Here is a 13,933-nt window from a genome sequence, read left to right as displayed (position 1 = left end):
AATAAGCCGTAGGTTGTTTTTTTTCATTAATTTAGCACACTCAAAATAGCACGACGTGCCATTAATGTAATCTAAATACAAAAACCCAAAATTAAGAAGACCATATACAACCTATCTTGCAATGTTTTTATTTTTTAATCAATCAATATTTATTTAACAATGTCCATTAAGTATTTAAGCGTCTTGTTTGCTGCAGTTTTGTTGGTGTCTTCACCAACTGTGGCTAAAGACACGAAGGAAAAGAAAGAAAAGGCGAAGACTGAACAGAAAGTCGGTAAGAAAGTAAAGAAGACATCTTTCAGCCTGTTCAAGAAGAAAAAGAAAGAGATGCCCCAGCGAAATGATTCTGTAAAGGTCGAGAAACCGCTGGTTGACCGCGAGGGCCTTTTTCATGTAACAAAAGAGAAGAACGATTGGTTCTTTCAGATTCCAGACAGTCTTATTGGTCGTCAGTTTCTGACCACCACACGCTTTACCAGTACACCTGCGTCAAGTGGCATCTTTGGTGGTGAGCAGGTCAACGAGCAGACGGTCTATTTCCAAAAGGGCGTTGACAACCAGTTGCTCCTGCGTGCTAACCTTATTATTAATGTAGCAGATAGCGTCGATAAGATCAGCCGAGCAATCACTATCAGTAATGAGAATCCGATCATTGGCTCTTTCAGAATAGAAAGTCATAAGAACGGAAAGTATAAGATCAAGGTTACTCAGTTCTTCAATCAAGACAACGTGGCAATGGCGCTTCCTCAATATGTCAAGAAGCAGTTCGAGCTGCAGGCTATGAGAGGAGATATGAGCTACATCGAGGACATTAAGTCGTTTCCCATGAACACCGAGGTGCGCACCGTGAAGACCTTTGCCTCGATGGGTAGATCGCTGCCCTCTGCAGCCAGCACGGGTCTGGTGACATTTGGATTGAACATCAGCTTTGTGCTACTACCTGAAAAGCCCATGATGCGCCGCTACTTTGATCCTCGCGTCGGCTACTTCACCGATCGCTTCAATAGCTATAGTGACGACCAGCAGCGCGTGGAGAGCAAGACCTTCATCACCCGTTGGCGTCTGGAACCACGTCCTGAGGATGTGGAGAAAATGAAGAACGGCGAGTTGGTGGAACCCGCTAAGCCTATTATCTATTATATTGACCCCGCAACGCCAAAGCAGTGGCGCAAATATCTGATTATGGGTGTAGAAGACTGGCAGAAGGCTTTCGAAAAGGCTGGCTTCAAGAATGCCATTCAGGCACGTGAGTGGCCCGAGAACGACAGTACCATGAGTATGGAGGATGCACGCTACAGTTGTATTCGCTATCTGGCCAGTCCTATTGCCAATGCCTATGGGCCTAATGTGCATGATCCTCGTACGGGTGAGATTCTCGAGAGTCATATCTGCTGGTATCACAACGTGATGTCGCTGGTGCACGACTGGTATATGATTCAGGCTAGTTCTATCGACGAGGCTGCACAGAAGATGAACTATGACGAGGAACTCATGGGACAGCTCATCCGCTTTGTCAGCTCTCACGAGGTGGGCCACACGCTGGGACTGCGCCATAACTTCGGCAGCTCGAGCACGGTGCCCGTGGAGAACCTGCGCAACAAGGCTTGGGTGGAGGCTCATGGTCACACGCCAAGTATCATGGACTATGCACGCTTCAACTATGTGGCACAGCCCGAGGACGGCATTAGTCGTGAGGGCATTTTCCCCCGCATCGGCGACTACGACATGTGGGCTATCACATGGGGCTACAAGCCCATGCTCGATGCTAAGGACGAACTGGAAGACCACAAGATGCTGGAGCCAATGGTGCTAGAGTCGCTGAAGAACCGCCGTTTGTGGTGGGGTGATGGCGAAGGCGAACACAGAGATCCTCGTCGTCAGACCGAAGATCTGGGCGACGATGCCGTGAAGGCCAGCTATTATGGTATTCTCAACCTGAAACGTCTTGCTAAGAACCTTCCTGAGTATATTAAGGACGACGAGAAAGATATCTACGGCAACGACTTGTCAACGATGTATAATCAGATTCAGATGCAGTTCTATCGCTATTGTGGCCATGTGGCGCGCAATATCGGTGGCTATCTTGTAGAACCCAAAACACAGGGTATGGAGGGTAATAAGTTCGAGCCACAGCCGTTGGCCAAGCAGAAGGCTGCCTTGAAGTTCCTCGACGAGCAGGTGCTTCACGAGCCCATGTGGTTGCGCGATATGTCCTACGCCAAGCGTCTGATCACCGATCCTCAGTATCTGTCAAGCAGTATCGGTGAGCCCATCATGACTATGATGATGAATCGTTTGTTTGAGTTGAACGAGCTTTATTCTGCTCAGCAGTATCTTTCTGATCTTAGCAAGTTGGTGTTTGCCGAGCTTAATACTGGTAGAAAAATTTCTTCTTATCGTATGGCTCTGCAAAAGAGCATGCTTTCTAGTCTGATTTCTATTAATAATTCTAATAATAATGTGGTACGCCCTGCAGTGCTCTACACGCTTCAGCAACTGCAGAAGAAAGCTAAGGTGGCAGCTGCTTCAGCTACCGATACCGAAAGTCGCGCACACTATGCGTATATCTACGATCAGATTGGCCGTCAACTTGTCTGGAAATAATAACGTTCACGGCATTAATACATAAATAAAGGTTGGCACTCATACGAAGGTGCCAACCTTTATTGTTTTTTTATTCTGGGCGTTAGACTTTCGTTCTGTTGCGAGAAATCATCACGCTTGATTAATCTGCTAAATGTTTACTCTGCTGCCTGGAACTCTTCGAGGAAACGTGTGTCGTTCTCGGAGAACATGCGCAGGTCGCTGACGCGATACTTCAAGTTGGTGATGCGCTCTACACCCATACCGAAGGCATAACCAGAATATACCTTTGAGTCGATACCGCACTGTTCCAGCACGTTGGGGTCAACCATGCCGCACCCCAGAATCTCTACCCATCCTGTGTGCTTGCAGAAACCGCAACCTTCGCCACCACAGATGAAGCAAGAAATGTCCATCTCAGCAGAAGGCTCGGTGAATGGGAAGTAAGATGGACGCAGACGAATCTTTGTGTCGGCACCAAACATCTCTCGTGCAAACGACAAGAGCACCTGCTTTAGGTCAGTAAACGACACGTTCTTGTCGATATACAGGCCTTCAACCTGATGGAAGAAACAGTGGGCACGAGCAGTGATGGCCTCGTTGCGATAGACACGTCCTGGACAGATCACGCGGATAGGTCCTGTCAGCTTGCCGTCCTCGGTGTGCATCTGTTCCATGATACGAGCCTGAACCGATGATGTGTGCGAGCGCAGCAGAATGTTCTTGGTTACATCGTTGGGATGCTGACTGACAAAGAATGTGTCTTGCATATCACGTGCAGGATGATCGGCGGCAAAGTTCATCTTGGTGAACACGTGCAGGTCGTCCTCTACTTCAGGTCCATCGGCCAAGACGAAGCCCATACGGCTGAATATATCAATAATCTCATTGGTGACAATTGTCAGCGGATGACGTGTACCTAATGGAATAGGATAGGGTGTTCTTGTCAGGTCTATCTGCTCATTGCCAGTCTCCTGTGTGGCAGTTGCCTCTCGCAGTTGATTGATGCGCTCTGTGATGCGCTGCTTCAACGCATTGATTTTCATACCCACTTCTTTTTTCTGTTCTGCGGGCACGTTGCGGAAGTCGTTCATCAGCTCTGTGATCTCACCCTTTTTGCTCAGGTACTTCAGTCGTAGCTGCTCTACTTCTTCTGCATTCTTTGCCTTCAGTTCATCGACTTGCTGAAGGAGTTGATTGATCTTATCTACTATCATGATTATTTATGTATGTATTTCCTAAAATCGTTATTTCTTTTTTGCCAAGTTAAAGTTGTAGTATTCTTTGTCGCCAGTGATGTCCTTGATGGCTTTAAGGAATGGTGGGAACTTGACAGGTTCGCCTTGGGCAATGCCTTTGGTCTCAAGAATGATGAGTCCTTCCAGTTGATCTTGATACGTGTCAACCTCGAAGAATTGGCCTTGCCAGATAAAACTGTGACGATGCTTGCGAATGGTCTTCCTTGTCGGGTCTGCCAGCCTGAGCATCATCTCGTAGAGACTGTTGTTGATTTGTCGCTCCACCACCATCTCTTCTGTTGCAGACTGTTGGTTCTTGGTGGTATGAACATAAACGTATTTGCCGTCCCAGGCGCGTTTGCGAAGACGTATCTCTGTGCCTGGTTCGCCCTGTAGGTATGTTTGGGTGATATCGCTTTCGATACAGTCGTCGGGTAGCTGCCCAGTAACTTCCACAATATACTTGCGCTCCTCCTCGATGGGTTGGGGTAGGCCGAGAACACTGCTGATCTCTTTAAGGACGCGGCGCATCTTGGCCTCAAAATCGTCGTGGTTGTTGATGACACGCAGATGTGGATGCCCGTTCCATGCCCGAATCACTTTCTTATCCAACGAGCGTGCTATCCGAAGTCCTTCTTCCGTCATCGGCTCATTGCGCTGGGCATTGTTTGCAGTGGTGTAGTATTGCTCTGCACCATCGGCTGCCGATACCAAGTGAAGGATGGCATCATAGCGATTACGTAGTTCAGGAGATGTGGTGCCAACGGCACGTGTGATGTCTGCCCATATCTCGGAAGACATATATGCAGAGATGTCCATTGTGCCGCGGTCGCAGACAATGAGGCAAGGCTGCTCGGTGCATTCCTGTGCCATACGCATGAACTTGTCCTCAAGTGCCAATTGAATCTCGAGCGTTGCTTTCTCTCCTTCATAGAAGAATCCCTTGTTCTTCGTCAGGTAGTTCATACCAGCCTGTGTGAAGAGCGTTGGTACTTCTGGAATTGTAAATACTTTGTATCCAAGATTAGAGAAATGCTCAATGATGCGAACCAATGCTGTTGTTTTTCCAGCGCATGGTCCACCCGTGAGGACTATTTTCTTTATATCGTTCATTGTCTATTTCCTTATTCGCGTGCAAAATTACTAATAATTAGGCAAAAAGCAAAATATTATACTTATTTTCTGTTACACAAACTTTTGGATAAGACTGACGAATCGCTGTCCGTACTTAAGCTTCTTAAACTCGCCGATACCCGATATGAATCCAAACTGTTCTATGGTAGTGGGTTTGATGGTTGCCAGTGTATGTAACACTTTGTCGCTGAATACAATGTAGGGTGGCATGTTCTCTTCCTGCGCACAGAGCGTTCTCAACTGTCTAAGAGCCTCAAATAGCTTACTGTCTTCTGTGCCTGTGCTAGCTGCCAATCCGGGAATAGTGATGGTCGGTATCTGTAGTTGCAGCTTGTGTTTGGTCCTTCTGGTGGCTGTCTCCTTGATGCTGTGGTCTATGACGCATAGCTCTATTGGCTTCCGACCGTAGAGCACCTCGTCGCCCAATGGCGTGATTTTGGCATGCTTTTTCTCATCGTAGGCAATTTCGATGAGGCCTAACTGCAACATCTGTAACAGATAGTCCTGCCAGTCGCTGATGGTATGCTCTTTGCCCACGCCAAATGTTTTCAGTCGGTCGTAGCCCATCTTCTTGACCTCTGGTGACGACATGCCTTTCACGATTTCTACTGTTGTCGATATGCGGATCTGCTCGTTGGTGCGCTTGATGGCACTTAGAGCCATCTGGCACAGCTTGGTTCCGTCGAATCGTTGGGGTGGATTCTGGCAGATGTCGCAGTTGCAGCAGTCGTGGTCCATCTGTTCGCCAAAGTAGTTCAGAAGAATGCGTCTTCGGCAAATGCTTGATTCGGCATATTCCTGCATGCGATGCAGTTTGTCCATATTGATACTTTGTTGCCCGCTCTGTTTTGCAAACTCAGATAATTGCACGATGTCGCTCAGTGAATAGAACAAAACAGTGTCGGCACTAGCACCATCGCGCCCGGCACGACCAATCTCCTGATAGAAACTTTCAATGCTCTTTGGCATGTTGAAATGGATGACCCACCTTACATTGCTTTTGTCAATTCCCATGCCAAAGGCCACCGTCGCACAAATGACTTGCACTTGGTCGTTCTTGAATAGCTCTTGGGCTTGGCTGCGCTCATGTGGTGAGAGGGCGGCATGGTAGGGCAAAGCCTGTATGCCGAGGCGGCGTAATTGTTCTGCCACCTTTTCGGTGCTTTTCCTGCTGAGGCAGTAAATAATGCCTGCATCCAGCGGTCTTGCTTTAATGAAATTCTGGATAAAAGCTAGCTTCTCTTTTTCTTTATAACCTCTTTTAACCGAGAGACTTAGATTTGGTCGGTCAAAGCTACTGATGAACTCGTTGCAACCTTCAATTCTTAGTTGTTTAAGGATGTCGTGACGCGTAATCTTGTCGGCAGTCGCTGTCAGCGCCATGATTGGCACGCATGGGAATTGCTCGCGCAACTTTCCGAGTTGGGTGTATTCAGGCCTGAAGTCATGTCCCCATTGGCTGATGCAGTGTGCCTCGTCAATGGCAAAGAGCGAAATGTTTATTTGTTTCAAAAGAAAATCCATCTCGGCCAGGAGCCTTTCTGGTGAGATGTATAGCAACTTTAATTGCCCCATCGTGCATTTGCGTCGAATGATGGTGTCCATGGTCGAGTCGTTGTTCGAGTTCAGTGCTTCAGCCTCAATGCCGTTGCTCTTCAGTGTCTCCACTTGGTCTTTCATCAGACTGATGAGTGGCGATACGACAATGGCTGTTCCTGGTAGTGCCAATGCTGGAATCTGATAGCATAAGCTCTTGCCGCCGCCAGTAGGCATCAGCACCAGCGTGTCTTTGCCCTCCAATACGTTGTGGATGATTGCTTCCTGCTGCGGACGGAACGTGTCGTAGCCATAGTGTCGTTTCAGTAGTTCGTAAATCATTTACGTCCCTCCTTTCCTGTACAGTTGGCGCATATTCCTTTAACTACATACTCCGTTTCTTCTACTTCAAAGCCTTCGGGCAGAGGCACCGATGGAATCCTGATGTTGGGCAGGCAGTAAGTGCGATGGCACAAACGACAGGAGAGATGCACATGTCCGGTGCAATGGCGTGTGTCGTCGTGGTGGCACACGCAGTACTTCTGTGATCCAGACCCATCGTCGATTTCGTGAAGCAGGTGAGCCTCGTTAAGCAGGGTCAGTGTGCGGAAAATGGTTGACCTATCAACCGTCTTTAGTCCGATCTCAAGGTCATTCAGACTGAAAGCATCTGTATAGTTGTTGCGTATGTAATGCCAAACAAGCAGGCGTACGGCAGTCACTCTGATGCCAGCCTGTTGCAGGATTTGTTCGTCGGAGAGATTTGTATGCATCGCATCTAATATAATAATAGGTGCAAAGGTAGAAAAAAAACTTGATATTAGAAATAAGGATAATAAATAATTTAGTATCTTTGCAAGCGCTATGAGGAATGAATTACTAAACAATGTGCTTGCAAAGTTGGGCATAGACCAGCTGAGCATGATGCAACAAGAAGCAGAAGAACAGATACTTCGTGGGCGTCATGATGTTGTTATCCTTTCTCCAACGGGGTCAGGCAAGACCTTGGCTTATCTTCTGCCACTTATACAGTTGCTCGATACATCGGATGATGAGGTTCAGGCTTTGGTGGTGCTGCCCAGTCGAGAATTGGCTTTGCAGTCGAATGCGGTCTTGAAGTCGATGGGTTCTGGACTACGTTCTCAGAGTTGTTATGGTGGACGTGCCACCATGGATGAACATAAGATTCTGCGCCAGAACAGACCTCAGGTCGTTTTCGGCACGCCTGGTCGCCTGAATGATCACCTTGAAAAAGGCAATATCCTAGCACACCATATTAAATATATAATAATAGATGAGTTTGACAAGTGCTTGGAAATGGGGTTCCAGAATGAGATGGCAAAACTCATAGACTGTTTGCCCTCGCTTGAACGCCGCATACTGCTTTCTGCCACTGATGCCGAACAGATACCTCAGTTCGTTGAGTTACGCCGTACAGACCGTCTTGACTACTTGGTTGACGATGAACCTGTCAACGAGCGTGTTAAGGTGTACCGCGTGGATAGTCCCGAGAAGGACAAACTTGGCACGCTGGCACATCTGCTCCTTTCGCTTGGCGAGAGCCAAAGCATCGTTTTCCTGAACTATCGCGACTCGGTGGTTCGTACCGATGAGTTCCTGCGTCAGCAGGGCTTCGTCACCAGTGCCTTCCATGGTGGGCTGGAACAGCAACAGCGTGAGGATGCTCTATATAAGTTCTCTAATGGTTCTTCTACGGTGCTGGTCTCTACAGACTTGGCTTCTCGTGGTCTGGACATCCCTCAAATCGATAATATCATCCACTATCACTTGCCTCTCAACGAAGAAGCTCTTGTGCACCGTGTGGGTCGAACTGCGCGATGGGATGCCTCGGGAAAGACATTCTTTCTGATCGGACCAGAAGAGCATCTTCCAGAATTTGTTCATTCAGATGTCGAGACCTATGAGTTGATGCCAAACAAAGAAAAGCCGGCTGCCCCTCGCATGGCAACGCTTTATATTGGCAAAGGCAAGAAGGATAAAATCTCCAAAGGTGATATCGTGGGCTTCCTCTGTAAGAAGGGTGGGCTGCAGACCTCTGAGATAGGACGTATCGATGTGGCCGAGCGCTATGCCTATGTCGCAGTGCGTCGTGAGAAAATGCAACAGGTGATTCGGTTAACGCGCGGTGAAAAGATTAAGGGTGTCCGCACAATCGTAGAACCCGTCCGATAGAAATGCCAATTATCAAAGATTTGATACGTTGAGTTGACAATATGATAGGAAAAATGCGGTTTTACATTAATTTATGCCAAAATATTTGTTGGATTAAAAATAAAATTGTAATTTCGCAACGTTTTTAAGAAAAAGGTTATTAAACTAAATAATTAATCAAACAATTTTATGAAGAAGTACAACTTTAATGCCGGCCCTTCGATGCTTCCCCGTGAAGTCATTGAGGCCACCGCTAAACAGTGTTTAGACTTCAATGGTTCTGGTCTCTCTTTGATGGAGATCAGCCATCGTGCCAAGGATTTCCAGCCTGTTGTTGACGAGGCTGTAGCGCTCGTGAAGGAGCTATTACAGGTTCCTGAGGGTTACTCCGTAATATTCCTTGGCGGAGGCGCATCCCTTGAGTTCTGTATGATTCCTTATAACTTCTTGATTAAGAAGGCTGCCTATTTGAACACTGGTGTTTGGGCGAAGAAGGCTATGAAGGAAGCAAAACTTTTCGGTGAAGTAGTTGAGGTTGCTTCTTCTGCTGATTCTAACTATACCTTTATCCCAAAGGATTGGACTGTTCCTGCAGATGCTGACTATCTGCACATCACCACCAACAACACCATCTATGGCACCGAGCTTCGCAAGGATCTCGACGTTCCCGTACGTCTGATTGCCGATATGTCTTCCGACATTTTCAGTCGTCCAATCGATGTGGCTAAGTATGATGCCATCTATGCAGGTGCTCAGAAGAATTTGGCAATGGCTGGTGTGACTATTGTTATTGTGAAAGACGATGCTCTGGGCAAGGCTCCACGTGAGATTCCTACCATGCTCGATTATCGCACACACGTGTCAAAGGGTTCTATGTTCAACACACCTCCTGTAGTGCCTATCTACTGCGCTCTCGAGAACCTGCGTTGGATCAAGAAGCAGGGTGGTGTTGAGGCCATGGATAAGTTGGCTCACCAGCGTGCAGAAATCGTTTACGGCGAGATTGATCGCAATAAGATGTTTGTAGGTACTGCTCAGGAGGCTGATCGTTCTCTGATGAACATCTGCTTCGTTATGGCTCCTGAATACAAGGAGTTGGAGAAGGACTTCCTTGATTTCGCCGTGTCAAAAGGTATGGTTGGCGTGAAGGGTCACCGCGATGTTGGTGGTTTCCGTGCTTCTTGCTACAACGCTCAGACCATCGAAGGTGTCAATGCCCTCGTAGCCTGCATGAAGGAGTTCGAAGCTAATCACTAAGTCAATGTTCAACATTCAAAGTTCAATGAATAAAATGAAAGTTTTAGTTGCAACTGAGAAGCCATTCGCAGCAGCAGCTGTCAATGGTATTAAAGCAGAGATTGAAGCAGCCGGCAACGAGTTGGTGCTGCTCGAGAAATATACAGAGAAGGCTCAGTTTCTGGCTGCAGTAGCCGATGCCGATGCGCTGATTATCCGTTCAGATAAGGTTGACGCAGAAGTACTCGATGCTGCTAAGCAGTTGAAGATTGTGGTTCGTGCCGGCGCTGGTTACGACAATATTGACCTGGCTGCAGCCACTGCACACAATGTGGTTGCTGAGAACACACCAGGCCAGAACTCAAATGCAGTAGCCGAGTTGGTCTTCGGTCTGCTCGTGATGGCTGTTCGTGGCTTCTACAACGGCAAGAGCGGCAGCGAGCTGCTTGGCAAGAAGCTGGGAATTCTGGCTTTCGGTAACGTGGGTCGCAACGTGGCTCGCATTGCCAAAGGCTTTGGTATGGACGTTTATGCTTACGATGCTTTCTGCCCAGCAGACGTTATCGATGCTGCTGGCGTGCATGCCGTAGCTAATCAGGAGGCTCTGTTCGAGACCTGTGATGTAGTTTCACTCCATATCCCTGCTACCCCCGAGACCAAGCAGAGTATCAATGCAGCATTGGTAGGCAAGATGAAGAAGGGTGGCGTGCTGGTTAACACGGCCCGCAAGGAGGTGATCAACGAGCCCGAGCTCATCAAGTTGATGGCTGAGCGTGAGGACCTGAAGTTCGTGACCGACATCATGCCCGATGCCAACGATGAGTTCCAGAAGTTCGAGGGTCGCTACTTCTCAACTCCTAAGAAGATGGGTGCTCAGACAGCCGAGGCCAACATCAATGCTGGTATTGCTGCTGCTAAGCAGATTAATGCCTTCTTCAAGGATGGCGATACCAAGTTCCAGGTGAACAAATAATCACTTAGAATCGTTGTATTTCAGTACAAATAAGAACTTGGATTAGTTTGTGGCGTAAGCCAAAACTAAACCATTTCATCTAAGAATCCCTAACTTGTCTGTTGACAGGTTGGGGATTCTTTTGTTTGTGAAGTGTCGTATAGTATAGCTAAAGCGGCACTTTATTTATGTCATGCAGCCACTATCGTTTTCATTTAAAACAATCAAACGACCTTCAGCAACTTTTCAATGAGTGGAACATAGTATAGGTGAACTTCATCTGCCGTGGGCGTATGTCCGCCAGGGAAGTGATATGAATGGCTGTAGTAATGCTGAAACAGTGGTTCAAAGTGCGCCAAAGTGTCTTGTTCACCGAAAATGCCCCAGATATTCTCTTTGCATGTAGGATTATAGTTGTCAAACTGGCGAGCTTCTGTTTGGGTAAACTCTGTGATGAGTTGTGCATCGATGACAAAGTCTTGAAGACCATCTTTGCGTGGCGATTTGTATTGGTGAGCACCGATTCTCGTTTTCAAAAATTCCGTCATCTTGAAATAGGGGTTGCCAAGCAGAGCAGGCAGAGCAACTTCGGAGGCCACCATTTGGGCATAGAAGGCGCCACAACTGTTACCCACCAACACCTGAGGCTTCTCTCGTTCGATTAGTTTGCGAATGAACTTCAGGGCTTCCTCGGGGTGTATAGGCAGATCGGGTGTCAGCACTTCTGCTTTATCTCTGAAAGCCTCCCTGAGTGCTTCTGCAGGCACGCATTGTCCGCTGGCAAAGAATCCGTGTAGGAATAGAATCTTCATCTTTTCGTCTCTTTTTGTGATGCAAAAGTACAAAAATATCCGCTATTATTTGTATCTTTGCAAAAAAGAAACTAATCATATATGGCATGCAGTGAAGACTTTGTTCTGTATATCGCTGACCAGTGTAGTGGAGCAGGCGATATTGTCACCAAAAAGATGTTTGGTGATTATGGCATCTATTGCGATGGAAAAATCTTTGGGCTGATATGCGACGACTGTTTCTATCTAAAACCCACCGAGGCGGTCCGTGCTATGTTAAAACGGGTAGATGAGCGGCCTCCGTATCCAGGCGCCAAGAACTATTTCTATATGGTCGATATCGATGACCGTGACTATCTCTCTGCGCTGGTTCGCGAGACCTGCAAGGCATTGCCTGAACCAAAGAAAAGAAAGAAATAGCTTCTACACAAATATAAGACAATTTATTCAGTCAGTTGTATATTAAATCAAACTATGAATTATCTAAAACATTTCAGACTTTTGAGCCTGCTCATTGCTATTCTGATGGGGTCGATGATTGCATCGTGTGGTGATGACGAAGAGAAAGACGGCACTCTTTCTGACGATGACCTGATTATCAAAGCGTCTGGCACGTGGATGTGCACACAGAGTGTTGACACCCAGTATGGAGAGACCTATCAAGGGCTGATGATTGGTAAGGAGATTACCATCAGTCCCAATGGTACATATACTTCGACTGCACCCACATTTGGATATACAGGCACTTACGTGGTCAGCGGCAATAAGATTACGGCACGCAGTGATGCTGGAGGCATCTTTCTCATAAATGTCAGTATCAGCGGCGACCGTATGACCTGGGACGGAACGGCCAACAATGGTGTCACGTTCCGTTATATCTTTGAGCGTGAAAGTAGTGTCGTTCCAACAGAAAAGGCATTCACAAAAGAAATCATTGCAGGTGACTTCCAATGGAAAGTGATGAGTGTCAGCATAAAAAGAGGTTCAGATAGTCAAATCACGGAAGGTAAGACCATCCGCTTCAAAGAAGACGGCACTTGTGAGGCTTTTCATTCTATGGAAACAGCTTGGCGCATAAACAATGGAAGAGTAGAGACCTACTATCAGCAGACCGAAGAACCGATGTTTGTTTATACGCTTTTGGCAGCTAATGACAACGAGATAAAAGTCAGGATAGACGGAACGCTTGATGACAATCTGCAAGCAGAGGTCGTTTTGGACAAGGAGAGTATCCCCAATTCGGTAACTATAGAGGAGGATATGTTTGGCTCTAAAGAACAAATACTTAGCATATACAATAGTTGCTATGCCACTTGTGCGGAATTTGAGAAGGCGCAACTTAAGCTCGAAGAAGTGAGAATCAGTCCTTCTACTGTTCATCAGATCACCCCCAATTCTGCCACAGTTAGCAACGCATGGCAATATGCATACCAGATCGTCAACAGAATTAATCTCGTACTTGATAAAAAAGAGATGATATTAAGTTCTTTTGGCAATCAGGAGGGTGGCACCATGATTGCCGAGCTGAGGGCACTGAGAGCTTTTGTCAACTATAATCTGGCTATGCTCTGGGGAAATGTTCCTCTTGTCAAAGAAGTCGTTAGTGTTGATAACTCTAATTTTGAGCCATCCAGTCAGTTGGTGGTACTACAATTTGCCTTCGATGAGATTAATGATGTTGTTGATGCTCTTCCTTCAATTGATGAAATAGAAAACGGACGATTGTGTTTCAACAGAGACGCCGGACGCATGCTGAAAGCCGAGCTACTGATGGCATTAGGCAGTAAGTCGCAGGCTGTAGCAACGTTGAATCAGATCGACAGATCCAGATATAGCAATATGCGTTCTGTCTCGACCAATCTCGACAGTCGATTTATTTGGGCATTGTATGCTCCGCAAAACAACTATTGTCCAGTCTATACTCTGATGCATGTTGACCTTTATCTCTATGAAAGCGCGGGCAGTAAGGATGGACTGATGCTACCCACCATCGACCTCAACAAAGATGGTGTCCTTGACGAAGATATTGATTCATTCTGGCATGCTTCTGATTATACGGACTACGGCTATTGGGCGTTCCTCAAGCGTACCGGCAAAGCGCAAGATGTGACAGGTTGCTATGATTTTGAACTGCTGATGCCCATTCCCTACATGGACATCATGACCAATCCAAGATTGATGCAAAATCCTGGATATTAACAATAGATTCTAAAAAGACCTTCGGCAGGACATTGCTAAGGCAGAGTGCACAGCAGGGCTGGTTCTGCTGTGCACTCTGTTTCTGCCTCATT

At 46.9% G+C, this 13,933-nt stretch carries 11 protein-coding genes; 6 read left to right on the top strand and 5 right to left on the bottom strand.

Annotated features, from left to right (window positions below; translation table 11 throughout):
• Window positions 1-219 precede the first annotated feature (219 nt).
• Window positions 220-2,604, top strand: coding sequence for a zinc-dependent metalloprotease (locus L6472_RS08115; RefSeq protein ID WP_237804005.1), 2,385 nt, complete (start codon window positions 220-222; stop codon window positions 2,602-2,604).
• Between the two features lie 137 nt (window positions 2,605-2,741).
• On the opposite strand, the gene pheS is transcribed toward L6472_RS08115, so the two are convergent.
• From pheS to L6472_RS08095, 4 genes are all read right to left on the bottom strand, one after another.
• Window positions 2,742-3,800, bottom strand: coding sequence for a phenylalanine--tRNA ligase subunit alpha (gene pheS, locus L6472_RS08110; protein ID WP_305079831.1), 1,059 nt, complete (start codon window positions 3,798-3,800; stop codon window positions 2,742-2,744).
• 30 nt (window positions 3,801-3,830) lie between these two features.
• Complete coding sequence (locus L6472_RS08105; RefSeq protein WP_237804004.1) at window positions 3,831-4,934, bottom strand: AAA family ATPase; 1,104 nt, start codon at window positions 4,932-4,934, stop codon at window positions 3,831-3,833.
• A 72-nt stretch (window positions 4,935-5,006) separates the two neighbouring features.
• On the bottom strand, window positions 5,007-6,830 hold the full coding sequence (gene recQ / locus L6472_RS08100) for a DNA helicase RecQ (protein ID WP_237807999.1): 1,824 nt from the start codon (window positions 6,828-6,830) through the stop codon (window positions 5,007-5,009).
• Window positions 6,830-7,264, bottom strand: coding sequence for a Fur family transcriptional regulator (locus tag L6472_RS08095; RefSeq protein ID WP_237804002.1), 435 nt, complete (start codon window positions 7,262-7,264; stop codon window positions 6,830-6,832). The genes recQ and L6472_RS08095 overlap by 1 nt, the downstream gene beginning before the upstream one ends.
• 91 nt (window positions 7,265-7,355) lie before the next feature.
• Between L6472_RS08095 and L6472_RS08090 the strand changes: the two genes are divergently transcribed.
• The 3 genes from L6472_RS08090 (at window position 7,356) to L6472_RS08080 (ending at window position 10,872) form a co-directional block, all read left to right on the top strand.
• Complete coding sequence (locus tag L6472_RS08090) at window positions 7,356-8,684, top strand: DEAD/DEAH box helicase (protein ID WP_237804000.1); 1,329 nt, start codon at window positions 7,356-7,358, stop codon at window positions 8,682-8,684.
• Between the two features lie 168 nt (window positions 8,685-8,852).
• On the top strand, window positions 8,853-9,920 hold the full coding sequence (serC, locus tag L6472_RS08085) for a 3-phosphoserine/phosphohydroxythreonine transaminase (RefSeq protein ID WP_237803998.1): 1,068 nt from the start codon (window positions 8,853-8,855) through the stop codon (window positions 9,918-9,920).
• Between the two features lie 34 nt (window positions 9,921-9,954).
• A complete protein-coding gene (locus tag L6472_RS08080; protein ID WP_237803996.1) occupies window positions 9,955-10,872 on the top strand; it encodes an NAD(P)-dependent oxidoreductase in 918 nt (305 codons plus the stop codon).
• A 203-nt stretch (window positions 10,873-11,075) separates the two neighbouring features.
• On the opposite strand, the gene L6472_RS08075 is transcribed toward L6472_RS08080, so the two are convergent.
• On the bottom strand, window positions 11,076-11,663 hold the full coding sequence (locus L6472_RS08075) for a YqiA/YcfP family alpha/beta fold hydrolase (protein WP_237803993.1): 588 nt from the start codon (window positions 11,661-11,663) through the stop codon (window positions 11,076-11,078).
• A gap of 81 nt (window positions 11,664-11,744) precedes the next feature.
• Here L6472_RS08075 and L6472_RS08070 point away from each other — a divergent pair, with 81 nt between their 5' ends.
• Entirely contained in the window at window positions 11,745-12,062 is a 318-nt protein-coding gene (locus L6472_RS08070) for a TfoX/Sxy family protein (protein ID WP_237803990.1), read from the top strand.
• 54 nt (window positions 12,063-12,116) lie between these two features.
• Complete coding sequence (locus L6472_RS08065; RefSeq protein WP_237803988.1) at window positions 12,117-13,841, top strand: RagB/SusD family nutrient uptake outer membrane protein; 1,725 nt, start codon at window positions 12,117-12,119, stop codon at window positions 13,839-13,841.
• The last annotated feature ends 92 nt before the right edge of the window (window positions 13,842-13,933 follow it).

It is taken from the genome of Prevotella sp. E13-17 (assembly GCF_022024035.1).
GTDB lineage: Bacteria > Bacteroidota > Bacteroidia > Bacteroidales > Bacteroidaceae > Prevotella.
Note: the sequence above shows the minus strand (reverse complement) of the source record. Positions and strands in the feature narration are given on the sequence as shown.

Bases quoted from the DNA above. Each gene is read 5' to 3' on its own strand.
- pheS (WP_305079831.1), bottom strand. From the start codon at position 3,800: ATGATAGTAGATAAGATCAATCAACTCCTTCAGCAAGTCGATGAACTG.
- L6472_RS08105 (WP_237804004.1), bottom strand. From the start codon at position 4,934: ATGAACGATATAAAGAAAATAGTCCTCACGGGTGGACCATGCGCTGGA.
- L6472_RS08095 (WP_237804002.1), bottom strand. From the start codon at position 7,264: ATGCATACAAATCTCTCCGACGAACAAATCCTGCAACAGGCTGGCATC.
- L6472_RS08090 (WP_237804000.1), top strand. From the start codon at position 7,356: ATGAGGAATGAATTACTAAACAATGTGCTTGCAAAGTTGGGCATAGAC.
- serC (WP_237803998.1), top strand. From the start codon at position 8,853: ATGAAGAAGTACAACTTTAATGCCGGCCCTTCGATGCTTCCCCGTGAA.
- L6472_RS08080 (WP_237803996.1), top strand. From the start codon at position 9,955: ATGAAAGTTTTAGTTGCAACTGAGAAGCCATTCGCAGCAGCAGCTGTC.
- L6472_RS08075 (WP_237803993.1), bottom strand. From the start codon at position 11,663: ATGAAGATTCTATTCCTACACGGATTCTTTGCCAGCGGACAATGCGTG.
- L6472_RS08070 (WP_237803990.1), top strand. From the start codon at position 11,745: ATGGCATGCAGTGAAGACTTTGTTCTGTATATCGCTGACCAGTGTAGT.
- L6472_RS08065 (WP_237803988.1), top strand. From the start codon at position 12,117: ATGAATTATCTAAAACATTTCAGACTTTTGAGCCTGCTCATTGCTATT.